At 62.7% G+C, this 22,603-nt stretch carries 22 protein-coding genes; 2 read left to right on the forward strand and 20 right to left on the reverse strand.

Going from position 1 to position 22,603, the window contains the following annotated elements; genetic code table 11:
* Positions 1–10 precede the first annotated feature (10 nt).
* The 6 genes from DXK50_RS06600 to DXK50_RS06625 form a co-directional block, all read right to left on the reverse strand.
* Positions 11–646, reverse strand: coding sequence for a protein-L-isoaspartate(D-aspartate) O-methyltransferase (locus DXK50_RS06600; protein WP_161627115.1), 636 nt, complete (start codon positions 644–646; stop codon positions 11–13).
* 38 nt (positions 647–684) lie between these two features.
* Complete coding sequence (gene surE, locus DXK50_RS06605) at positions 685–1,434, reverse strand: 5'/3'-nucleotidase SurE (protein WP_161867650.1); 750 nt, start codon at positions 1,432–1,434, stop codon at positions 685–687.
* Positions 1,422–2,480: a tRNA pseudouridine(13) synthase TruD gene (gene truD / locus DXK50_RS06610; RefSeq protein ID WP_212629746.1), complete on the reverse strand. Its 1,059-nt coding sequence runs from the start codon at positions 2,478–2,480 to the stop codon at positions 1,422–1,424. The genes surE and truD overlap by 13 nt, the downstream gene beginning before the upstream one ends.
* The gene (ispF, locus tag DXK50_RS06615; RefSeq protein ID WP_161867648.1) at positions 2,477–2,950 is read right to left on the reverse strand and encodes a 2-C-methyl-D-erythritol 2,4-cyclodiphosphate synthase; all 474 of its coding nucleotides are present in this window, start codon (positions 2,948–2,950) and stop codon (positions 2,477–2,479) included. Before ispF ends, truD begins: the two co-directional genes overlap by 4 nt.
* Positions 2,951–3,049: 99 nt before the next feature.
* Positions 3,050–3,898 (reverse strand): S-formylglutathione hydrolase, encoded by an 849-nt coding sequence (gene fghA / locus DXK50_RS06620; protein WP_212629747.1) that lies wholly within the window; start codon positions 3,896–3,898, stop codon positions 3,050–3,052.
* Positions 3,899–3,997: 99 nt separating this feature from the next.
* Positions 3,998–5,110, reverse strand: coding sequence for an S-(hydroxymethyl)glutathione dehydrogenase/class III alcohol dehydrogenase (locus tag DXK50_RS06625; protein WP_212629748.1), 1,113 nt, complete (start codon positions 5,108–5,110; stop codon positions 3,998–4,000).
* A 134-nt stretch (positions 5,111–5,244) separates the two neighbouring features.
* Here DXK50_RS06625 and DXK50_RS06630 point away from each other — a divergent pair, with 134 nt between their 5' ends.
* Together DXK50_RS06630 and hpf are read left to right on the forward strand one after the other, a co-directional pair.
* The gene (locus DXK50_RS06630; protein ID WP_212629749.1) at positions 5,245–6,141 is read left to right on the forward strand and encodes a LysR substrate-binding domain-containing protein; all 897 of its coding nucleotides are present in this window, start codon (positions 5,245–5,247) and stop codon (positions 6,139–6,141) included.
* A gap of 140 nt (positions 6,142–6,281) precedes the next feature.
* Positions 6,282–6,605: a ribosome hibernation-promoting factor, HPF/YfiA family gene (hpf, locus tag DXK50_RS06635; protein ID WP_024308893.1), complete on the forward strand. Its 324-nt coding sequence runs from the start codon at positions 6,282–6,284 to the stop codon at positions 6,603–6,605.
* Positions 6,606–6,610: 5 nt separating this feature from the next.
* Here hpf and ispD read toward each other — a convergent pair whose 3' ends face one another.
* The 14 genes from ispD to DXK50_RS06705 all read right to left on the reverse strand — a co-directional run bounded on the left by ispD (position 6,611) and on the right by DXK50_RS06705 (position 22,595).
* Positions 6,611–7,309, reverse strand: coding sequence for a 2-C-methyl-D-erythritol 4-phosphate cytidylyltransferase (ispD, locus tag DXK50_RS06640; protein WP_212629750.1), 699 nt, complete (start codon positions 7,307–7,309; stop codon positions 6,611–6,613).
* Complete coding sequence (ftsB, locus tag DXK50_RS06645; RefSeq protein ID WP_017363771.1) at positions 7,306–7,584, reverse strand: cell division protein FtsB; 279 nt, start codon at positions 7,582–7,584, stop codon at positions 7,306–7,308. The genes ispD and ftsB overlap by 4 nt, the downstream gene beginning before the upstream one ends.
* Before the next feature lie 284 nt (positions 7,585–7,868).
* On the reverse strand, positions 7,869–9,158 hold the full coding sequence (eno, locus tag DXK50_RS06650; protein ID WP_003244233.1) for a phosphopyruvate hydratase: 1,290 nt from the start codon (positions 9,156–9,158) through the stop codon (positions 7,869–7,871).
* Between the two features lie 147 nt (positions 9,159–9,305).
* A complete protein-coding gene (gene kdsA / locus DXK50_RS06655; RefSeq protein WP_212629751.1) occupies positions 9,306–10,151 on the reverse strand; it encodes a 3-deoxy-8-phosphooctulonate synthase in 846 nt (281 codons plus the stop codon).
* Between the two features lie 3 nt (positions 10,152–10,154).
* Positions 10,155–11,786 carry a CTP synthase gene (locus DXK50_RS06660; protein ID WP_212629752.1) on the reverse strand — a complete coding sequence of 544 codons (1,632 nt, stop codon included), beginning with the start codon at positions 11,784–11,786 and terminating at the stop codon, positions 10,155–10,157.
* A gap of 150 nt (positions 11,787–11,936) precedes the next feature.
* Entirely contained in the window at positions 11,937–13,259 is a 1,323-nt protein-coding gene (tilS, locus tag DXK50_RS06665) for a tRNA lysidine(34) synthetase TilS (RefSeq protein ID WP_212629753.1), read from the reverse strand.
* Positions 13,260–13,317: 58 nt separating this feature from the next.
* Positions 13,318–14,268 carry an acetyl-CoA carboxylase carboxyltransferase subunit alpha gene (locus DXK50_RS06670; RefSeq protein ID WP_212629754.1) on the reverse strand — a complete coding sequence of 317 codons (951 nt, stop codon included), beginning with the start codon at positions 14,266–14,268 and terminating at the stop codon, positions 13,318–13,320.
* Between the two features lie 137 nt (positions 14,269–14,405).
* A complete protein-coding gene (gene dnaE / locus DXK50_RS06675) occupies positions 14,406–17,936 on the reverse strand; it encodes a DNA polymerase III subunit alpha (RefSeq protein WP_212629755.1) in 3,531 nt (1,176 codons plus the stop codon).
* Positions 17,937–18,007: 71 nt separating this feature from the next.
* On the reverse strand, positions 18,008–18,634 hold the full coding sequence (rnhB, locus tag DXK50_RS06680; protein ID WP_212629756.1) for a ribonuclease HII: 627 nt from the start codon (positions 18,632–18,634) through the stop codon (positions 18,008–18,010).
* Positions 18,634–19,767 (reverse strand): lipid-A-disaccharide synthase, encoded by a 1,134-nt coding sequence (lpxB, locus tag DXK50_RS06685; RefSeq protein WP_212629757.1) that lies wholly within the window; start codon positions 19,765–19,767, stop codon positions 18,634–18,636. The genes rnhB and lpxB overlap by 1 nt, the downstream gene beginning before the upstream one ends.
* A gap of 5 nt (positions 19,768–19,772) precedes the next feature.
* Entirely contained in the window at positions 19,773–20,549 is a 777-nt protein-coding gene (gene lpxA, locus DXK50_RS06690) for an acyl-ACP--UDP-N-acetylglucosamine O-acyltransferase (protein WP_161867638.1), read from the reverse strand.
* Positions 20,546–20,986, reverse strand: a complete 441-nt coding sequence (gene fabZ / locus DXK50_RS06695; protein ID WP_003244215.1) for a 3-hydroxyacyl-ACP dehydratase FabZ — start codon at positions 20,984–20,986, stop codon at positions 20,546–20,548. The genes lpxA and fabZ overlap by 4 nt, the downstream gene beginning before the upstream one ends.
* A 47-nt stretch (positions 20,987–21,033) precedes the next feature.
* Complete coding sequence (gene lpxD / locus DXK50_RS06700; RefSeq protein WP_161867637.1) at positions 21,034–22,095, reverse strand: UDP-3-O-(3-hydroxymyristoyl)glucosamine N-acyltransferase; 1,062 nt, start codon at positions 22,093–22,095, stop codon at positions 21,034–21,036.
* A complete protein-coding gene (locus DXK50_RS06705) occupies positions 22,092–22,595 on the reverse strand; it encodes an OmpH/Skp family outer membrane protein (protein WP_013716416.1) in 504 nt (167 codons plus the stop codon). Before DXK50_RS06705 ends, lpxD begins: the two co-directional genes overlap by 4 nt.
* Between the last annotated feature and the right edge of the window lie 8 nt (positions 22,596–22,603).

Raw genomic sequence — 22,603 nt, forward strand, 5'->3', positions numbered from 1 at the left:
GATACAGCAGTCAGGCCAGCGGCCCGTTGAGCAGCGGCACGAAGCGCACCGCGTCCAGCACATGACGGGAAAAACCATCCTCTTCGCGCACGATCAACAGCAATTGCTGCACGTCGCCGCTACCGACCGGAATGACCAGACGCCCACCTGGCGCCAGCTGATCGAGCAAGGCCTGCGGCACCTGCGCGGCGGCGGCCGTGACGATGATGCCGTTGTACGGACCGAGTGCATTCCAGCCCTCCCAACCGTCTCCCCAGCGAAAGACCACGTTGCGCAGCTTGAGTTCGGCCAGACGCTCCTTGGCACGATCCTGCAGCACCTGGATGCGCTCGACCGAAAACACCCGTTCTACCAACTGCGCGAGCACGGCGGTCTGGTAGCCGGAGCCGGTGCCGATTTCCAGAACCTTGTCCAGCGGCCCGGCTGCCAGCAGCAGCTCGGTCATGCGACCGACCATGTATGGCTGGGAAATGGTCTGGTTATGGCCGATGGGTAGCGCGGTGTCTTCATAGGCACGGTGCGCCAGCGCCTCATCGACGAACAGATGACGCGGGGTACGGCGGATTACTTCCAGTACCCGCGCGTTGGACAGCCCCTCCTCGTAGAGACGCTGAATCAATCGTTCACGGGTGCGCTGCGAGGTCATGCCGATCCCGCTGCGCTGCATGTCGTCCTGGCCACGCATCAGAAGATGCCCTCCAACCAGCCATCCATAGTTTCGAGAGCCTCATTGAACGTGCGGTCGAGCCGTAGCGGTGTGATCGATACATAGCCTTGCATCACGGCATGGAAATCGGTGCCCTGACTGCCGTCCTCGACGTCACCGGCCGCCGCGATCCAGTAGCCTTCCTTGCCGCGTGGGTTGACCACCTTGACCGGGGCTGCTGCACGCGCACGGTGACCGAGACGGGTCAGCTGCACACCCCGGATATGTTCGAGCGGCAGGTTCGGCACATTGACATTGAGCACGGTACGCGGCGGCAACTCGAGGCGCTCGTGCGCTTCGACCAGCTTGCGGGCGAAATAGGCGGCAGTCGGCAGATTATCGGGAAGACGCGACAGCAGCGAGAAGGCGAACGCCGGCTTGTTCAGGAAGCGACCTTCCAGCGCCGCGGCCACGGTGCCGGAATAGAGCACGTCATCGCCCAGATTGGCGCCCAGGTTGATGCCCGAAACGACCATGTCCGGTGTCTGCTCGAGCAAGCCGTGAAGCCCCAGATGCACGCAATCGGTCGGCGTGCCGTTGAGGCTGATGTAACCGTTGGTCAGAGCCATCGGATGCAGCGGGCGGTCGAGCGTCAACGCACTGCTGGCACCGCTCCTGTCTTCGGCAGGGGCGATCACCACGCATTCGGCGTAGTCGGCCAGCGCCTGGTGCAACGCGGCGATACCGGGCGCGTTCACCCCGTCGTCGTTGGAAATCAGAATTCGCATGGAGTATCCGTCTGCCCTGCTGGCACCAGATCGAGCAATTCGCGCACCACCACGGTGGCGAAACACCCGGCCGGCAGGACGAATGCAAGTTGCAGAATATCGGGCTCGGGATAATGCCACGTAAGGCTCTGAATGGGGAGGCGCAGAATTCGCCGTTCGTGCGCCATGTCCGCCTTGACCAGCCATTGCACCAGTTGCGTAGCCTCATCGGCGACGCTTTGCTCCAACTGCTGGGTGGCACCACCGGTCGGCAGCGCGCCGTCACCCCACAATGGCCCGGTGGGATGCAGATCGAGAATGGCCAGGCGCGGGTCATGGCATTCAGCCTCGCCTGCCATGAAGAAACTGCGACTGCAGGTGAAGGCCAGCAAATCGCCGATCTGCGCCTGGTTCCAGGTGCCGGCCGCCACGCGCTTGGCCAGCACCTGGTTGAACAGGTAACTGCGTGCCGCTGAAAGCAGGCGCGAACGCAGATTGCGCTGCACCGGCAGCTCCTGGCGCAAGGCAAAATCGCGCGCCTGCTCGACATTGCCGCCGTCGAAGCCGAAACGCTGCAGGCCGAAATAGTTCGGTACGCCCTGCGCCGCAATACACTGCAGGCGCTGCTCGAGGGCATCACAGTCAACCTCGAGCGCGGTCAGGCGCAAGGTGAAGCCATTGGCCGAATGGGCGCCGCGCTGCAGCTTGCGGTTATGCCGCTGGCTGTTCAGGATGACCAGATCATCGCCCTGAGCGGCGGCAAGATCGGGGTCGGCCTTGCCCGGCAGGTGCAGGCTGAACCACTGGCGGGTCAGCGCCTGGCGATCCTTGAGGCCGGCGTAGCTGACCGCCTTGAGCGGCAAGCCGGCGGTACGGGCTATGCGCCGCGCCGCTTCCTCGGTATTCAGGCCGCGTTTTTCCACCCACAGCCACAGGTGCTCGCCCTGGCCAGTGAGCGGAATGTCCAGTACTTCATCGACCTGAAAGTCCTCGGCCGTAGCCTTGAGCACGGCGCGTCCGCAGGCCTCGCCATGGGCGCGCGGCCCCAGTAGTTGCAACTCGTTCATGCCTTGACCAGCAAGGCCACGGCGTGCACCGCAATACCTTCCTCGCGTCCGGTGAAGCCGAGTTTCTCGGTGGTGGTGGCCTTGACGTTGACCTGGTCCAGCTCGATGCCAAGATCTTCGGCGATGCGCTCGCGCATGTTCTGGATATGCGGCGCCATCTTCGGCGCCTGGGCGATGATGGTGGCGTCGACATTGCCCACCGCATAGCCCTTGGCCCGCACCAGGCCCATTACATGACGCAGCAACATACGACTGTCGGCGCCCTTGAAGGTCGGATCGGTATCGGGGAAATGTTTGCCAATATCGCCCAGCGCCACCGCGCCGAGCAGGGCATCGCTCAGCGCGTGCAGCAGCACGTCGCCGTCGGAGTGAGCGACAAGACCGAATTTATGGGGAATCCGCACGCCGCCGAGGGTGATGAAATCGCCTTCGCCGAAGCGGTGTACGTCATAGCCATGACCGATACGCATAAAGAACAACGCCCTGAAAAAGTCAGGGCGTGATTCTAACCGCATTGATCCGTAGCCCGGACGAAAACCGGCTAATTCGTACCCCGGTTTTCACCCGGGTTATGCCGGGAGCAAAGCGGCTGCGTGATGACGCAGATGCTCGTCGATGAAGCTGGCGATGAAATAGTAGCTGTGGTCATAGCCAGGCTGCATGCGCAGCGTCAGCGGATGGCCGGCGGCCTTGGCAGCGGCCTGCAGAGCCTGTGGCTTGAGCTGGCCTTCGAGGAAATCATCGCGATCGCCCTGATCGACCAGAATCGGCAGTTTCTCCTCGGCCTCGGCGATCAGCACGCTGGCATCCCACTCACGCCAGCGCGAGCGCTCTTCACCCAGGTACAGGGAAAACGCCTTCTCGCCCCAGGGGCAGTTCATCGGATTGCTGATCGGCGAGAACGCCGATACCGACTGGTAGCGTCCAGGGTTCTTCAGCGCGCAGATCAGCGCGCCGTGGCCACCCATGGAATGGCCGGCGATGCCACGCTTGTCCGAAACCGGGAAGTTGGCCTCGATCAATGTCGGCAGTTCCTGCACCACGTAGTCGTACATGCGGTAGTGACGGGCGAAGGGTTCCTGCGTCGCGTTGACATAGAAGCCGGCGCCGAGGCCGAAGTCATAGGCGCCATTGGCATCGTCGGCCACACCTTCGCCACGCGGGCTGGTGTCCGGCGCGACGATGATCAAGCCAAGCTCGGCCGCCATGCGTTGAGCGCCGGCTTTCTGCATGAAATTCTCATCGGTACAGGTCAGGCCACTCAGCCAGTACAGCACCGGCAGCTTGGCACCCTGCTCCGCCTGCGGCGGCAGATAGACGGCGAACACCATGTCGCAGTTCAGGCTGCTGGAACGATGGCGATAGCGCTTGTGCCAGCCGCCAAAGCTCTTGTTGCTGGAAACGATTTCGAGGGTCATGAGCCGCTCCGTAGGGTACGCCATGCGCACCAAGGGGTTGCGGTGCGCACAGCGCACCCCGCGAGAATCCGTGCGGCCAAGAGACCGCACGGCGTTTCATCAGAAATGGATGACGGTACGGATGCTCTTGCCTTCGTGCATCAGCTCGAAGGCTTCGTTGATCTCGTCCAGCCCCATGTTGTGGGTGATGAAGGTGTCCAGCGGAATCTCGCCCTTCTGCGACTTCTCGACATAGCCCGGCAGCTCGCTACGGCCCTTGACCCCACCGAAGGCACTGCCACGCCAGACGCGACCGGTGACCAGCTGGAACGGACGGGTGCTGATCTCGGCACCGGCTGGCGCCACGCCGATGATGGTCGACTCGCCCCAACCCTTGTGGCAGCACTCCAGCGCAGCGCGCATCAGTTGCACGTTGCCGATGCACTCGAAGCTGTAATCGACGCCACCGTCGGTCATCTCGACGATGACTTCCTGGATTGGCTTGCTGTGCTCCTTCGGGTTGACGAAGTCGGTGATGCCCAGCTCACGCGCCACGGCCTCCTTGGCCGGGTTGATGTCGATACCGATGACGCGCGAGGCCTTGGCCATCTTGGCGCCGATGATTGCCGCCAGACCGATGCCACCCAGACCGAAGATGGCCACGGTGGAGCCCTCGGTGACCTTGGCGGTGTTGAGTACGGCACCGATACCGGTGGTCACGCCGCAACCGAGCAGGCAGACCTTGTCCAGCGGCGCTTCCTTCGGGATCACCGCAACCGAGACTTCCGGCAGTACGGTGTATTCGGAGAAGGTCGAGCAGCCCATGTAGTGGTAGATCGGCTCACCGTTGTAGCTGAAACGGGTGGTGCCGTCGGGCATCAGGCCCTTGCCCTGGGTGGCACGCACCGAGCTGCACAGATTGGTTTTCTGCGATTTGCAGAATTTGCACTCACCGCACTCGGCAGTGTACAGCGGGATCACATGGTCGCCGACCTTCACCGAGGTCACGCCCTCGCCCACCGCCTCGACGATGCCACCACCCTCGTGGCCCAGCACGCAGGGGAATACGCCTTCGGAGTCCTGACCGGACAGGGTGTAGGCATCGGTATGGCAAACGCCGGTGGCGACGATGCGCACCAGCACTTCACCGGCCTTTGGCGGCTCGACATCGATCTCGACGATCTTCAGCGGCTCGTTGGGCGCGAAAGCGACGGCAGCACGGGACTTGATCATGAAAGCTCTCCTGAGCGTTGCGAAAGTGCCGAGCAGTCTAAAACAACGGAAAGAAGAGATAATTCAACAGATATCAAAACATTATTGCCACACAGGGATAATATACTCATCCGTCAACGACACTGGAGCAAACCATGAGTCGCTGGGAAGGACTCGACGAGTTCGTCGCCGTCGCAGAATGCGGCCAGTTCAGTGCCGCCGCGGAACGACTGGGGCTGTCCACCTCGCAGGTCAGCCGCCAGGTGGCGCGCCTGGAGGATCGCCTGCAGAGTCGCCTGTTCTACCGCAGCACGCGCCGCGTAGCCCTGACCGAGGCCGGTCAGCTGTTCCTGCAGCATTGCCAGCGCCTGCAGGATGCGCGCGAAGAGGCACTGCGGGCGATCGGCGACCTTGGGGCGGAGCCCAAGGGGCTGCTGCGCATGACCTGCGCGGTGGCCTATGGCGAGCGCTTCATCGTGCCGCTGGTGAATGACTTCATGGCCCGCCACCCGCAGCTGCGGGTGGAGATCGAGCTGTCCAACCGCCAGTTGGACCTGCTGCACGAAGGTCTCGATCTGGCCATCCGCCTGGGGCGTCTGCAGGACTCGCGGCTGATGGCAGCACGCCTGGCACCTCGGGAAATGTACCTGTGCGCCGCGCCCGAATACCTGCAGCGCTATGGCCGGCCACACTCGCTGTCAGAACTGGCCCGGCATAACTGCCTGATCGGCAGCAGCGATCACTGGAGCTTTGCCGAGAGCGGCCGGGAAACCCAGGTGCGGGTACAAGGCAACTGGCGCTGCAACAGCGGTCAGGCGGTGCTCGACGCCGCGCTGCGTGGGTTCGGTTTGTGCCAGCTACCGGACTACTACGTCCTGGAACACCTGCGCAGCGGGCGGCTGATCTCTCTGCTGGAACAGCACCGTCCACCGAATACCGCGGTCTGGGCGCTCTATCCGCAGCAACGCCATCTCTCACCCAAGATCCGCCAGCTGATCGACTCGTTGCGCCTGGGGCTGAGTCAATGCGCCGAGTACGCCGCCCCTGCCTGAGCCCTGCAACAACCTTGTCGCTCAGCTGAACCGTCATGGAATGTCACAAGCTGCGGCGAAACTTGGACGAGGCGACCGCGTCACAACCAATGTCCCCGGCAAACGGGGCCTCACGAATTCAGCAGCATGAGGACATGGTTATGCAGGTTCTGGTCAACAGCGGTAAGCACGTCGCCTCGTCGATGGCCTTCAAGGAAGACATCAGCAGTCGAGTGCGCAGCAAACTCCAACGCTACGAGGACCACCTCACCCGGATCGAAGTCCACCTTTCCGACGAGAACGCGCTCAAGAGCGGCCCCCAGGACAAGCGCTGCAAGGTCGAGGCTCGGATGAAAGGACGTGACCCGCTGACGGTATCCCACGATGCGGAGGAAATGCATCAGGCCATCGACGGCGCCATGAACAAGCTGACCAACGCGCTGGATCGCAACCTGGGCAAGGACGCGAAAAACTGGACGCACTGATGCAATCAATGGCCGCGTGGCCACAGTGACTGCAGATAGTGCAGGTCTTCCGGGCGGGTGACTTTGAGGTTGTCCGCCCGGCCTTCGATCAGACGCGGCGCCTGCCCCGCCCACTCCATGGCAGAGGCCTCATCGGTAATCGCCACCTGCGCCTGCAGAGCCTGACTCAGCGCGCCATGCAATGCCCCCAGGAGGAACATCTGCGGCGTATAGGCCTGCCAGATCACACTGCGATCCACGGTCTGCGCCACTCGCCCGTCGGCACTGGCACGTTTGAGCGTATCGCGTGCCGGCACGGCCAGCAAGCCGCCCACCGGATCATCGGCCAACTCTGCCAGCAAACGGTCCAAGTCCTGCCTGGCAAGATTGGGGCGAGCGGCGTCATGCACCAGCACCCAGTCCTCGGCACCTGCGCCCTCGGCAAGCAGCGTCTGCAACCCGGCCAGTACCGAATCGGCCCGCTCGCGCCCGCCGGGTGCGCGACGCACACGCGGATCGTTGGCAACCGGGAGCTGCGGCCAGAACGGATCGTCCACCGCCACGCACACCATAGCGCCCAGCAAGCCAGGATGATCGAGAAAGCAATGCAGGCTGTGTTCGAGAATGCTGCGACCGGCAATCTGCAGGTACTGCTTGGGACGGTCGGCGGCCATTCGTGCACCGACGCCAGCTGCTGGAATCACCAGCCAGAATGGGACTGTCATTCGGTCAGCAGGTAGAGGGTCTCACCCTCTTTGAGCATGCCAAGCTCCTGCCGTGCACGCTCTTCAACGGTCTCCATACCGCGCTTGAGCTCCATCACCTCGGCCTCGAGGATGCGGTTACGCTCCAACAGACGCTCGTTCTCGCCTTGTTGCTCGGCGATCTGCTGCTGCAGGCGGCTTACCTGGGCAAGACTGCCCTCGCCGACCCACAGACGATACTGCAGACCGGCAAGCAGCAGGATCAGCACGATGAACAGCCAGTACGGACTACGCATGGAGCGGCTCGCAGATTGAGTCATCGGCATGGTAGGGGCTGCGTTCATGCTTGAAAAGAAGCCGACTGATGAGTGACATGGGGTTTCTGTACCTGCATCCGTGCAATGGTTCCCAAAGATCGACGAAGCGTCGACGAAAAAGGTCATATCAGCAATGGCACAGCCCGTGTAGGAGCGGCTTCAGCCGCGAAAATTCGCGGATAAATTCGCTCCTACATGCCGCACCAGCGCTAAGCCACCACAAAAAAGGGCGACTTGCGTCGCCCTTTTCTACCACGCAGTGATCAGCCGCGGAACTCGGCGCGGCCCTTGTAGGGAGCCTTGCCGCCCAGCTGCTCTTCGATGCGCAGCAGCTGGTTGTACTTGGAAACGCGGTCGGAGCGGCACAGCGAACCGGTCTTGATCTGACCCGCGGCGGTACCCACGGCCAGGTCGGCGATGGTGCTGTCTTCGGTTTCGCCGCTGCGGTGCGAGATCACCGCGGTGAAGCCGGCTGCCTTGGCCATCTGGATGGCCTCCAGGGTCTCGGTCAGCGAGCCGATCTGGTTGAACTTGATCAGGATCGAATTGCCGATCTTCTCGTCGATACCGCGCTTAAGGATCTTGGTGTTGGTGACGAACAGGTCATCGCCAACCAACTGCACCTTGGCGCCAATCTTGTCGGTCAGCACCTTCCAGCCAGCCCAGTCGGACTCGTCCATGCCGTCTTCGATGGAGATGATCGGGTAGCGCTGGGTCAGGCCAGCCAGGTAGTCGGCGAAACCGGCGGCGTCGAAGACCTTGCCCTCGCCTTCCAGGTCGTACTTGCCGTCCTTGAAGAATTCGCTGGAGGCGCAGTCCAGCGCCAGAGTCACGTCATCACCCAGCTTGTAGCCGGCATTGGCAACAGCTTCGGCGATGGCGGCCAGGGCGTCTTCGTTGGAGGCCAGGTTCGGCGCGAAGCCGCCTTCGTCACCCACCGCAGTGTTCAGGCCACGGGCCTTCAGTACGGCTTTGAGGTGGTGGAAGATTTCGGCGCCCATGCGCAGGGCATCGGCGAAATTCTTGGCGCCGACCGGCTGGACCATGAACTCCTGGATGTCGACGTTGTTATCGGCATGCTCGCCGCCGTTGATGATATTCATCATCGGCACCGGCATGGAGTAGACGCCCGGGGTGCCGTTCAGATCGGCGATGTGCGCGTACAGCGGCACGCCCTTGGCCTGAGCGGCGGCCTTGGCAGCAGCCAGGGACACGGCGAGGATGGCGTTGGCGCCCAGCTTGGCCTTGTTCTCGGTACCGTCGAGTTCGATCATCGCACGGTCCAGCGCCTGCTGATCGGTCGCGTCCTTACCCAGCAGCAGGTCGCGAATCGGGCCGTTGATGTTGGCGACGGCTTTCAGCACGCCCTTGCCCAGGTAACGGCTCTTGTCGCCGTCACGCAGTTCCAGCGCCTCGCGCGAGCCGGTGGAGGCGCCGGACGGAGCGCAGGCGCTGCCGACAATGCCACCTTCCAGAATTACATCGGCCTCCACGGTGGGGTTGCCACGGGAGTCGAGAACCTCACGACCCTTGATGTCGACGATCTTTGCCATTCTTGATAACGCTCCAAAGGTTGACGATAAGACGGCAGCAGCAGGCTGCGCTGGGCCGCCGCTACCCGAGGGCAGATCGGCGGCTCACTCTGACTCACGGGTCAGGGGGATTTTTCTCGGGCGGCACTTTACCGGATTGCGTCGGCTTCAGGCAGTCTCGATTGGCGGAAAACTCTTCACCAGATCGTCAAGCTGCTTGAGCTGGCTGAGGAACGGCTCCAGCTTGTTCAGGCGCAAGGCGCACGGACCGTCGCACTTGGCGTTTTCCGGGTCCGGATGCGCTTCGAGGAACAGACCGGCCAGGCCCTGGCTCATGCCGGCCTTGGCCAGGTCGGTGACCTGGGCACGACGACCGCCAGCGGAGTCGGCGCGACCACCTGGCATCTGCAGGGCGTGGGTCACGTCGAAGAACACCGGGTACTCGAACTGCTTCATGATGCCGAAGCCGAGCATGTCCACCACCAGGTTGTTGTAACCGAAGGAGGAACCGCGCTCGCAGAGGATCAGCTGATCGTTACCGGCCTCTTCGCACTTGGTGAGGATGTGCTTCATTTCCTGCGGGGCGAGGAACTGCGCCTTCTTGATGTTGATCACCGCACCGGTCTTGGCCATGGCCACCACCAGGTCGGTCTGCCGCGAGAGGAAGGCCGGCAGCTGGATGATGTCGCACATTTCGGCCACGGCCGCGGCCTGATGCGGCTCGTGCACGTCGGTGATCACCGGCACGCCGAAGGTCTTCTTCACTTCTTCGAAGATCTTCATGCCCTCTTCCAGGCCCGGGCCACGGAAGGAGGTAATGGAGGAACGGTTGGCCTTGTCGAAGCTGGCCTTGAACACGTAGGGGATGCCGAGCTTCTCGGTCACCCGCACGTATTCCTCACAGGCCTGCATGGCCAGGTCGCGCGACTCGAGCACGTTGATGCCGCCGAACAGCACGAACGGCTTGTCGTTGGCGATCTCGATATCGCGAACCTTGATGATCTTCTGCGCCATGGGTCAGACCTTCTTCGCTTTCTGCGCCAGCGCGGCGTTGACGAAACCGCTGAACAGCGGGTGACCGTCACGCGGCGTGGAGGTGAATTCCGGGTGGAACTGGCAAGCGACGAACCACGGATGATCCGGCGCCTCGACCACTTCCACCAGCGCGCCATCGCCAGAGCGGCCAGTGACCTTCAGGCCAGCCTCGGTCAGCTTCGGCAACAGGTTGTTGTTCACTTCGTAACGGTGACGGTGACGCTCGACGATCACGTCCTTGCCATAGCAGTCGTGCACCTTGGAGCCGGCCTGCAGCTGGCAGTCCTGCGCACCCAGGCGCATGGTGCCGCCCAGGTCGGAGCTCTCGCTGCGCTGCTCGACGCTGCCTGCAGCGTCCTGCCATTCGGTGATCAGGCCGACCACCGGGTGCTGGCTGGCCATATCGAATTCGGTGGAGTTGGCATCGGTCCAGCCCACCACGTTACGGGCATATTCGATGACCGCGACCTGCATGCCGAGGCAGATACCCAGGTAAGGAATCTTGTTTTCGCGAGCGTACTGCACGGTCTTGATCTTGCCTTCCACGCCACGCAGACCGAAGCCGCCCGGCACCAGGATGGCATCGACGCCTTCGAGCAGGCCGGTGCCCTGGTTCTCGATGTCTTCGGAGTCGATATAACGCAGGTTGACCTTGGTGCGGTTCTGGATGCCGGCGTGGCTCATCGCTTCGATCAGCGACTTGTACGCATCGAGCAGCTCCATGTACTTGCCGACCATGGCGATGGTGACTTCTTTCTCCGGATTGAGCTTGGCATCGACCACGCGATCCCACTCGGACAGGTCGGCGCCGCCGCACTCCAGACCGAAACGCTCGACGACGAAGTCATCCAGGCCCTGGGCATGCAGCACGCCCGGAATCTTGTAGATGGTGTCGACGTCTTCCAGGCTGATCACCGCACGCTCTTCGACGTTGGTGAACAGGGCGATCTTGCGGCGCGAGGACACATCGATCGGATGGTCGGAGCGGCACACCAGCACGTCCGGCTGCAGGCCGATGGAGCGCAGCTCCTTGACCGAATGCTGGGTCGGCTTGGTCTTGGTTTCGCCAGCGGTGGCGATGTAGGGCACCAGGGTCAGGTGCATCAGCATGGCGCGTTTGGCGCCAACTTCCACACGCAGCTGGCGGATGGCCTCGAGGAACGGCTGCGACTCGATGTCACCGACGGTGCCGCCAATTTCCACCAGAGCCACGTCGGCATCGCCGGCGCCCTTGATGATGCGACGCTTGATTTCGTCGGTGATGTGCGGAATCACCTGGATGGTCGCCCCCAGGTAGTCACCACGGCGCTCCTTGCGCAGCACGTCTTCGTACACGCGGCCGGTGGTGAAGTTGTTGCTCTTGCTCATCGTGGTGCGGATGAAGCGCTCGTAGTGACCCAGGTCGAGGTCGGTCTCGGCGCCGTCGTGGGTGACGAACACCTCACCGTGCTGGAACGGGCTCATGGTGCCCGGATCGACGTTGATGTAAGGGTCCAGCTTGAGCATGGTGACCTTCAGGCCCCGCGCCTCCAGGATGGCCGCCAGTGAAGCCGAGGCGATGCCTTTCCCCAATGAAGAAACAACACCACCCGTGACGAAGATGTAGCGCGTCATGAAAAACCCTAGAAGTCTGCGTTTAAGCGGTCAGTGCCGCCGGGGAAAGCGAAGGAGCGCCATCGACAACACAATGGCAAGCTCGCCAAGCTCCCTGAGGGAGTCGGCAAAAGCTGTAGTAAGACGGGAGCGTAGTCTACCCGAAAGGCCTTACCAGCTCAAACCTTGCGCGCCGATAGGCGGCGACCAGTACAGACGCACCCCGCGCGCCTCGATTCCTGGCGCTTGCGTCAGGTTCGCCACCGCCATCAGCTCATCGCCATCGAACAGCAGCGGCAAGCGCGAGCGCACGAATGGCGGCACGCGCATCTCGTTCAGTAAGCGTTTGAGATCACGCCGACCACGTCCCGGCACCTGCAGCGACTCGCCGCCCACACGGTAACGCAGATGCCAGTGGCCTTGAGGCAGTTTGCCGGACAGGCTCACACGGCCATTGCCGGGGAGTTCGACCGAATCGGTAAGGGCAGCGTTGAGCAAACCCAGCGGTTGCGGCGGCTTCAGCCAGTCACCGCTGAGCCACCAGAGCCGCCCCTCTGCCCGGTGCAGCTCGCCATCGGCCAATTTCCAGATCGGCCTTGCATCCGCAGCTGCATCACGCAGGTCGTACCAACCGGCCCAATGGTCGCTGTCGGGCATTCGGCTCATGGGCGCCAGCCAATGCCGCAGCAGGTTGCGCTGACGCGCATCGCTCAGCGCGGCCACGGCCGACAAATCCAGAGAAGGCAACGGCAGCCAGGGCAAAGCGCAAACGCCACGAGCAGCCAGCAGGTCCATCTCGGCCAGTTCTTCCAACAATTGCTGAGTTTCGCTCAAATGGCCGGCGCTGCGCGCAAGGCTTGCCGCCACCTGCGGCCAGCGCTCGGCCAGCAGCGGCATAATCTGCCTGCGTAGGAAATTGCGACTGAAGCGCTCGTCGGCATTGCTCGGATCCTCGATCCAGGCAAGCCCATGGCTTTGCGCATAGGCATGCAATTCGGCCCGCGAGCAGCCGAGCAAGGGCCGAAGCAGAGTGCCGCGACCCAGTACGCGACTGGCCGGCATGGCCGCCAGGCCGCGCACGCCAGCCCCACGCAGCAGACGAAACAGCAGGGTTTCGGCCTGGTCGTCGCGATGCTGGGCGCCTAGCAATACCTCGCCTGAGCCCAACCGCTCAGCGAACGCCGCATATCGCGCCCGCCGCGCGGCCTGCTCCAGGCTGGCCCCCGGCGCCACCTGCACCCTGACGATGTCCAATGGAATACCCAGCCGCGCGCAAACCTGCGTGCAATGCTCAGGCCAGGCATCAGCCGTCGGCTGCAGGCCATGATGGACATGAATGGCGGACAGCGCGGGCAGTTCCTCGTGTCTCGCCCAGGCGGCGAGCAGATGCAGCAGCACGCTGGAATCCAGGCCACCGGAGAAGGCGATACGCCAGGCAGGAGCCGTGCGCCACGACTGCAGGGCCTGGCGCAGGCGAAGTTCGAGAGGAGTCATCGGCCAAGCTTAAACAACAATGGGCCCGAAGGCCCATTGAGATATGCGCTGAAAGAACTCAGGCGATGCCGTAGCTCATCAGACGATCGTAACGGCGCTTGAGCAGCGCATCGGTATCGTGCTTCTGCAGGGTGGCGAGCTGCTTGGACAGCTCCTGACGGATCGACTCCGATGCCGCAACCGGATCACGGTGCGCGCCGCCCAGCGGCTCGGCGATTACCTGATCGACGATACCCAGGTCCTTCAGGCGCTCGGCGGTAATGCCCATGGCTTCGGCGGCGTCCGGAGCCTTCTCAGCGGTACGCCAGAGGATCGAGGCGCAACCTTCCGGCGAGATTACCGAGTAGGTGGAGTACTGCAGCATGTTCAGCTGGTCGCAGACGCCGATGGCCAGCGCACCGCCGGAGCCACCCTCACCGATTACGGTGGCGATGATCGGCGTCTTCAGGCGTGCCATCACGCGCAGGTTCCAGGCGATGGCCTCGCTCTGGCCCCGCTCTTCAGCGTCGATACCCGGGTAGGCGCCGGGAGTGTCGATAAAGGTGAGAATCGGCATCTTGAAGCGCTCGGCCATTTCCATCAGACGGCAGGCCTTGCGGTAGCCCTCGGGACGAGGCATGCCGAAGTTGCGGCGCACCTTCTCGCGCACCTCACGGCCCTTCTGGTGACCGATGATCATCACCGGCTGATCACCCAGGCGCGCCACACCACCGACGATGGCGGCGTCGTCGGAGAAGTGACGGTCGCCGTGCAGTTCATCGAACTCGGTAAAGATGTGCTGGATGTAGTCCAGGGTGTAGGGCCGGCGCGGGTGGCGCGCGAGCTGCGCGATCTGCCAGCTGGTCAGGTTGCCGAAGATGCTTTCGGTCAGGGCGCTGCTCTTGTCCTGCAGGCGGGCAATCTCGTCGCCGATATTCAGCGCGTTGTCATTGCCAACCAGGCGTAGCTCTTCGATCTTGGCTTGCAGGTCGGCGATCGGCTGTTCGAAATCGAGGAAATTCGGGTTCATAGTCATCCGTCTTGCGTCGACGGCCAAGTGGCCGGGGAGCTGTATCCATTAGGCGCCCTACCTTAAGGGATAGGGCGCAGCGGGTCGACACCCTCGGGTGCCTCTGCTGTCACGAAGAGGAATTTTCCTCTCGCATATCAGCGGTAGTGCAAAAAGACGTTGTCGCGCCCGAACTGGTCACGCAATGCCTGAATCAAAGTGTCGGCCGGGTCGATTCGCCAGGCATCGCCGAATTGAAGCAAGGCCCGTGCCTCCTCGCCACTGTAATCGACGGTCACCGGGCAGGCGCCCTTGTGCTTGCTGCACAACTCGGCCAGCCAGCGCAGGCGATCCCCCTTGAGCGCTTCGCTGGCGACCTTAACGCGCAGGCTGTCGGCCAGGCCGGTACGCGCCTCTTCCAGGCTCATCACGCGCTTGGCGCGCAGACGCAAACCGCCGGAGAAGTCGTCGTTGCTGACTTCACCTTCCACCACGACCAGCGCATCGTTCTGCAGCAGCGCCTGGTTGCTGGCGAAGGCGTCGGCGAACAACGAAGCCTCGATCCTCCCTGATCTGTCATCCAGGGTAATGAAGCCCATTTTGTCGCCCTTCTTGTTCTTCATCACCCGCAGGTTGACGATCATCCCGGCGATGGTCTGGGTGTCGCGCGCGGGCTTGAGCTCGACAATGCGCTGGCGGGCGAAACGACGGATCTCGCCTTCGTATTCGTCGATGGGGTGGCCGGACAGGTAGATGCCCAGAGTATCCTTCTCGCCTTTCAGGCGTTCCTTGATCGGCAGTTCGCGAGCCTTGCGGTGGTTGGCATAGACGTCTGCCTCGGGCTCGGCGAACAGGCCGCCAAACAGATCCATATGGCCGCTCTCGGCGCTGCGTGCAGTCTGCTCGGCAGACTGCACGGCTTCTTCCATGGACGCCAGCAGCACGGCGCGGTTCTTGTCCACGCTGGCCTGATAGGCCTTGAGCTCGTCCTGGTAATAAGGGCCGAGGCGATCCAGCGCGCCGCTGCGGATCAGCGCCTCGAGGGTGCGCTTGTTGATGCGCTTGAGGTCGACGCGGTTGCAGAAGTCGAACAGGTCCTTGAACGGCCCGCCCTCGGCACGGCATTCGACGATGGCCTCAACCGGGCCCTCACCCACGCCCTTGACCGCGCCGAGGCCGTAGACGATACGGCCGTCGTCGTTGACGGTGAACTTGAACTCGGAGACGTTCACATCCGGCGGATCGATGCGCAACTTCATGTTGCGGCACTCTTCCACCAGGATCACCACCTTGTCGGTGTTGTGCATATCCGCCGACAGCACCGCGGCCATGAAGGGCGCCGGATAGTGCGCCTTGAGCCAGGCGGTCTGGTACGACACCAGGCCGTAGGCGGCGGAGTGGGACTTGTTGAAGCCGTAGCCAGCGAACTTTTCCACCAGATCGAAGATGTTGCCCGCCAGGTCGGCATCGATGCCGTTGTTGGCGCAGCCTTCGATGAAGCCGCCGCGCTGCTTGGCCATTTCCTCGGGCTTCTTCTTACCCATGGCGCGGCGCAGCATGTCCGCCTGGCCCAGGGTGTAGCCGCCCATCACCTGGGCAATCTGCATCACCTGCTCCTGATACAGGATGATGCCGTAGGTGGGCTTGAGCACCGGCTCCAGGCCGGCGTACTGGTAATCCGGGTGCGGGTAGGACAGCTCGGCACGGCCGTGCTTACGGTTGATGAAGTCATCCACCATGCCGGACTGCAGCGGGCCGGGGCGGAACAGTGCCACCAGTGCGATCATGTCTTCCAGGCAGTCGGGCTTGAGCTTCTTGATCAGCTCCTTCATGCCGCGCGATTCGAGCTGGAAGACCGCAGTGGTTTCCGCCTTCTGCAGCATGTCGTAGGTTTTCTTGTCATCCAGCGGGATGAAGTCGATGTTGACCAGTTCCTCGTCCGAGGCGCCGTCGCGCTTCTGGATGCGGTGGATGGTTTCCATCGCCCACTTGATAATGGTCAGGGTACGCAGGCCGAGGAAGTCGAACTTAACCAGGCCGGCCTGCTCGACGTCGTCCTTGTCGAACTGGGTCACCAGGCCGCCGCCCTCCTCGTCACAGGCGATCGGCGAAAAGTCGGTGAGCTTGGTCGGCGCGATCACCACGCCCCCGGCGTGCTTGCCGGTGCCGCGAACCACCCCTTCGAGCTTGAGCGACATGTCCCAGATTTCCTGGGCTTCCTCGTCGTTCTTGAGGAACTCGCGCAGCGGCTCCTCCATCTCATAGGCCTTCTCCAGGGTCATGCCCACCTCGAAGGGGATCATCTTCGACAGGCGATCGGCCAGGCCGTAGGACTTGCCCTGCGCCCGCGCCACGTCGCGCACCACCGCCTTGGCCGCCATGGAGCCGAAGGTGATGATCTGGCTGACCGCGTTACGCCCGTATTTCTCGGCCACGTAGTCGATCACCCGGTCGCGGCCGTCCATGCAGAAGTCGACGTCGAAGTCGGGCATGGAAATCCGCTCAGGGTTGAGGAAGCGCTCGAAGAGCAGGTCGTAGGCCAAGGGATCCAGGTCGGTGATCTTCAGCACGTAGGCCACCAGCGAGCCGGCGCCCGAACCACGGCCCGGGCCGACCGGCACGCCGTTGTTCTTGGCCCACTGGATGAAGTCCATCACGATCAGGAAGTAACCGGGGAAACCCATCTGGATGATGATGTCGAGCTCGAAGTTGAGACGGTCGATATAGACCTGTTTCTTCGCCTCGTAATCCGGCGTGTCCTTGGGCAACAGCACTTCGAGACGCTCTTCCAGGCCCTCGAAGGAGGCATGGCGCAGGTAGTCGTCGATGCCCATGCCATTGGGCGTGGGGAAGTCCGGCAGGAAATACTTGCCCAGCTGCACATCGATGTTGCAGCGCATGGCAATCTCGACGGTGTTCTCCAGGGCCTCCGGCAGATCGGAAAACAGCTCCCACATTTCCGCCGGGGTCTTGAGGTACTGCTGGTCGGAGTAATGCCGCGGCCGGCGCGGATCATCCAAGGTACGGCCCTCGCCGATGCAGACGCGGGTTTCGTGAGCCTCGAAATCGTCCTGCTTGATGAAGCGCACGTCGTTGGTCGCCACCAGCGGCGCCTCGACGCGATCGGCCAACGCCACGGCGGCATGCAGGTATTCCTCGTCGCCGACCCGACTGGTGCGCTGCACCTCCAGATAGAAGCGATCCGGGAACACTGCCATCCACTCGCGCAGGCGCGTTTCCGCCAGCGCTTCTTCACCTGCCAGTAACGCCAGGCCGACCTCGCCTTCGCGCGCGCCGGACAATGCGATCAGCCCCTCAGCGGCCTCCTTGACCCAGTCACGCTGGATGATCACCAGGTCGTTGCTCTGCCCCTCAGCCCAACCGCGGGAAATCAGCTCGGTGAGGTTGCGATAGCCCTTGGCGTTCATTGCCAGCAGAGTCAGGCGCGTCAGCGGGCCGTCCTCCTCGGCGCTGGCCATCCAGATATCGGCGCCGCAGATCGGCTTGACCCCGGCGCCCATGGCCGTCTTGTAGAACTTCACCAGCGAGCACATGTTGCTCATGTCGGTGACCGCCACCGCAGGCATGCCGGCCCCGGCCACAGCCTTGATCAGCGGTTTGACCCGCACCAGGCCATCGACCAGGGAGTATTCGGTGTGCAGACGCAGATGGACGAAAGCTTGGGTCATGGGCGGCCTTGCAGGTGAAAACGACAAAGCGCGGATTGTAGCCTAAGCGGGTCTGTCTTAGGGCCAGCGGTTCAAATGGTGGCGGCGATGCAGTCGACGACCAAAGGCTCGAGCAGCGCGCGCACCGGCGCGAAGGAACGCCGATGAATGGGCGTCGGGCCCAGGCGCTGCAGCGCCTCGAGATGAACGGGCGTGGGGTAGCCCTTGTGCCCGGCGATACCGTAGCCGGGATAGCGGCGGTCCATTTCGAGCATCTCGCGGTCGCGGCTGACCTTGGCCAGAATCGAAGCCGCGGCGATGGCCGGTACTCGGCTGTCGCCCTTGACCACTGGCGCGCTGGGCACCGCCAGCCTGGGGCAGCGGTTGCCATCGATCAGCGCCAGTTTCGGCGTCACGCTCAGGCCTTCGACAGCGCGCTGCATGGCCAGCATGGTGGCATGCAGGATGTTCAGGCGGTCGATCTCTTCCACCTCGGCGCGGGCGATACACCAGGCCAGTGCCTTCTCGCGGATTTCGTCGAACAGCACTTCGCGACGCGCCTCGGTAAGCTTCTTCGAGTCGTTCAGGCCGATGATCGGCCGCATCGGATCGAGAATCACCGCCGCCGTGACCACCGCGCCGCAGAGCGGACCACGGCCGACCTCGTCGACGCCGGCGACCAGCTCTTCGACCAGAGTGAAGTCGAGGCCCAGCTGCATCAGTCGCGCCCCGCCAGCTTGAGCACCGCATCCGCCGCCGACACCGAAGCATCGCGGCGCAGCGCACGGTGAATCACGTCGAAGCCCTCGGTCTGCACCTGACCGCCATCAATCAGCGGCGCCACCGTCTGAGCCAGGGCCTCCGGCGTCGCCGCATCCTGAATCAGCTCAGGTACCAACAAACGCTCGGCCAGCAGATTGGGCAGCGAAATATAGGGACTTTTGACCAGGCGCTTGAGAATGCGATAAGTCAATGGAGCCACACGGTAGGCCACCACCATCGGCCGCTTGTACAGCAGCGCTTCCAGGGTCGCGGTACCCGAGGCGATCAACACCGCATCACAGGCGGCCAGGGCCTCATGGGAACGGCCGTTGAGCAGGGTCAACGGCAGATCACGCCCGGCCAGCATCTGCTCCAGCTGCTCGCGACGCTCAGGCGTGGCGCAGGGTAGCAGGAAGCGAACACCCGGGCGAAGTGAGCGAAGGCGAATGGCCGCATCGAGAAACAACTCGCCGAGACGCGCAACCTCGCCGCCGCGACTCCCCGGCATCAATGCGACTACCGGCTCGTATTGCGGCAGATCCAGCGCATCGCGCGCACCAGCACGATCCGCCTGTTGCGAAATGGCGTCAGCCAGCGGATGACCGACGAAACGCACCGGCACCTGGTGTTCGTCGTAGAACTGCGCCTCGAACGGGAACAGGGTCAGCATCAGATCGCAGGCTTCACGAATCTTCAGCACGCGTTTCTGCCGCCAGGCCCAGACCGACGGGCTGACGTAATGCACGGTCTTGATCCCGGCACGGCGCAGCTTGAGCTCAAGCCCCAGATTGAAATCCGGGGCATCGATGCCGATGAACACGTCCGGCTTTGCGGCAATCAGATCGCGAGCGAGCTGGCGACGACGACCGAGCAGCTCGAACAGACGGCCGAGCACCTCGACCAGGCCCATGACCGCCAGGCGTTCCATGGGAAAGTAGGATTTCAGGCCCTCGGCTTCCATGCGCCCACCACCGACGCCGATGAATTCGGCATCCGGATGGCGCGCCTTGATGGCCTGCATCAGGCCGGAACCGAGGATGTCACCGGACGCCTCACCAGCGACCAGTGCGACGCGAAGAGGTCTGTTCATAGGAATCAGCGGGTGATGCCGCGGGTGGAAGCCTGGATGGAATCGCGGAAGATCGCCACTTCGGGGAACTGGGCGGCGGACTCGGCGAGGTCCGTCAGCGCCTGCTCGACGGTAAGCCCCTGGCGGTAGACCAGCTTGTAAGCCTTGCGCAATGCAGCGATGGCTTCGGCCGAGAAGCCACGCCGACGCATGCCTTCGAAGTTCATGCTGCGTGCTTCGGCCGGGTTACCGAACACCGTAACGAAGGCCGGAACATCCTTGCCAATGGCGGTGCCCATGCCGGAAAAGCTGTGCGCACCGATGCGGCAGAACTGGTGCACCAGGGTGAAGCCGGACAGGATCGCCCAGTCGTCGACCCAGACATGGCCAGCCAACGCCGTGTTGTTGACCAGAATGCAGTGATTGCCGATCACGCTGTCGTGCCCGATGTGGGCATAGGCCATGATCAGATTGTGATCGCCGATGGTGGTTTCGCTGCGATCCTGCACGGTGCCACGGTGAATGGTGACGCCTTCACGGATGGTGTTGTGATCGCCGATCACCAGGCGCGTCGCCTCACCCTTGTACTTCAGGTCAGGCGTGTCTTCACCCACCGAGGAAAACTGGTAGATGCGGTTGTGCTTGCCGATCACGGTCGGGCCCTTGAGCACGACGTGCGGGCCGATGACTGTACCCTCGCCGATTTCCACATCGGGCCCGACAATGCTCCAAGGGCCAACGACGACGTCGTCGGCCAACCTGGCACTGGGGTCGATGATCGCGCGAGGGTCAATCGAACTCATAGCTTGCGTTCCGCACAGATAATTTCAGCGGAGCAGACTTCCTTGCCATCGACCGTGGCACGGCATTCGAATTTCCAGATACTGCGACGGTCGCTCAGGTACTTGGCTTCCAGCGTGAGCTGATCGCCCGGCAGCACCGGCGAGCGGAAACGCAGCTTGTCGGAGCCGACGAAGTAATAAAGAGTGCCGTCGGCCGGCTTCACACCCATCATCTTGAAGCCGAGGATACCGGCAGCTTGCGCCATGGCCTCGATAATCAGGACGCCCGGCATGATCGGATGCTCGGGAAAGTGACCGTTGAAGAACGGCTCATTGATGCTGACATTCTTATAGGCGCGAATCTGCTTGCCTTCGACGTCCAGGTCCACCACACGATCCACCAGCAGGAACGGATAGCGGTGCGGCAAATATTCACGAATTTCGTTGATGTCCATCATTTCCGGTTAAGCCTGTAAGAAAAGAAAAGAGCACGGTCACGCCGTGCTCAGGCATCAGATGAGACGTTTGCCGTCTGGGTCACGGCGGCCAGCTGTTTTTCCAGCTCACGCAGACGCTTGGCCATCTCGTCCAACTGACGAATACGGGCCGCGCTCTTCTTCCACTCGCCCGCCGGCTGCATGGCGGTACCGGAAGAATAGGCGCCCGGCTCGGTGATCGAACGGGTCACCATGGTCATACCGGTAACGAACACGTTGTCGCATACCTCGATATGACCCACCATGCCCACGCCACCGGCGATCATGCAGTTCTTGCCGATTTTGGTGCTGCCGGAAATTCCGCAGCAACCTGCCATCGCGGTGTTATCACCCACCTGCACGTTGTGCGCGATCATGATCTGGTTATCCAGCTTCACGCCATTGCCGATCAGGGTATCGGACAGCGCACCGCGATCCACCGTGGTATTGGCACCGATCTCGACGTCATCGCCGATGGTCACCCCACCGATCTGTGCGATCTTCTGCCAGACGCCTTTTTCATTGGCGAAACCGAAGCCTTCGCCACCGATCACCGCACCGGACTGAATCACCACACGCTTGCCGATCTGCACATCGTGGTACAGCGTCACGCGGGGGGCCAACCAGCCGCCATCACCGATCACACTGCGGGCACCGATCACGCAATGGGCACCGATGCTCACCTCGGCGCCGATACGTGCACCACTCTCGATCACCGCATAAGGGCCAACACTGGCACTGGGATCGACCACGGCGTCGCCAGCGACCTGCGCAGTGACATGAATGCCGGGCTCTGCCTTGGGCTTGCGATCGAACAGATGGGAAAGCTGGGCGTACGCCAGATAAGGATTGGCAACGATCAGCGCGTCGCCAGCGTAGCCCTCTGCATCGGCTGCAGTCAGCAGCACGGCACCTGCCCGGCTTTGAGCCAGGAATTTGCGGTACTGGGCATTGGCCAGGAAGCTTAACTGTTCGGGCCTGGCCTCCTGTAAGGTGGCCAGGCCCGTAATGACCTTAGCTTCGGCGCCACGCAGGGTGGCGCCCAGGCGCTCGGCCAATTGGCCGAGAGTAACTGTCACAGTCATGCTCAACGCATCTGGTTCATGCGCTCGATGACCTGGCGAGTGATGTCGTACTGAGGTTTGACATCGATCACCGCGCCACGCTCGAGCACCAGGTCAAAGTTTCCGTTCTTGATCACTTCCTCGACGGCCTTGTCCAGGTTCGGCTTGAGCTTGGCCAGCATTTCACGGTCGGCGATGGCCTTGGCTTCGTTCAGCTCCTTGGACTGGAACTGGAAGTCACGGGCCTTTTGCTTGAACTCAAGCTCGAGGCGCTCGCGCTCGGCCTGCTGCATCTTCTCGCCATCCTTGACCATGCGATCCTGAATGCGCTTGGCATCGCTTTCCAGAGTCTTGAGCTTGTTCAGCTGCGGACCGAACTTCTTCTCGGCATCGACCGCATAGCGCTTGGCTGCATCCGACTCGAGCAGCGCCATCTGATAGTTCAGCACGGCCACCTTCATCTCGGCGAACGCCGGAGTGGCGATCAGGGCGGCGGTGAACAGAACCAGTTGAGTCAACTTACGCACAATGCACT

The organism is Pseudomonas sp. KB-10, from assembly GCF_018221585.1.
GTDB lineage: Bacteria > Pseudomonadota > Gammaproteobacteria > Pseudomonadales > Pseudomonadaceae > Aquipseudomonas > Aquipseudomonas yangonensis.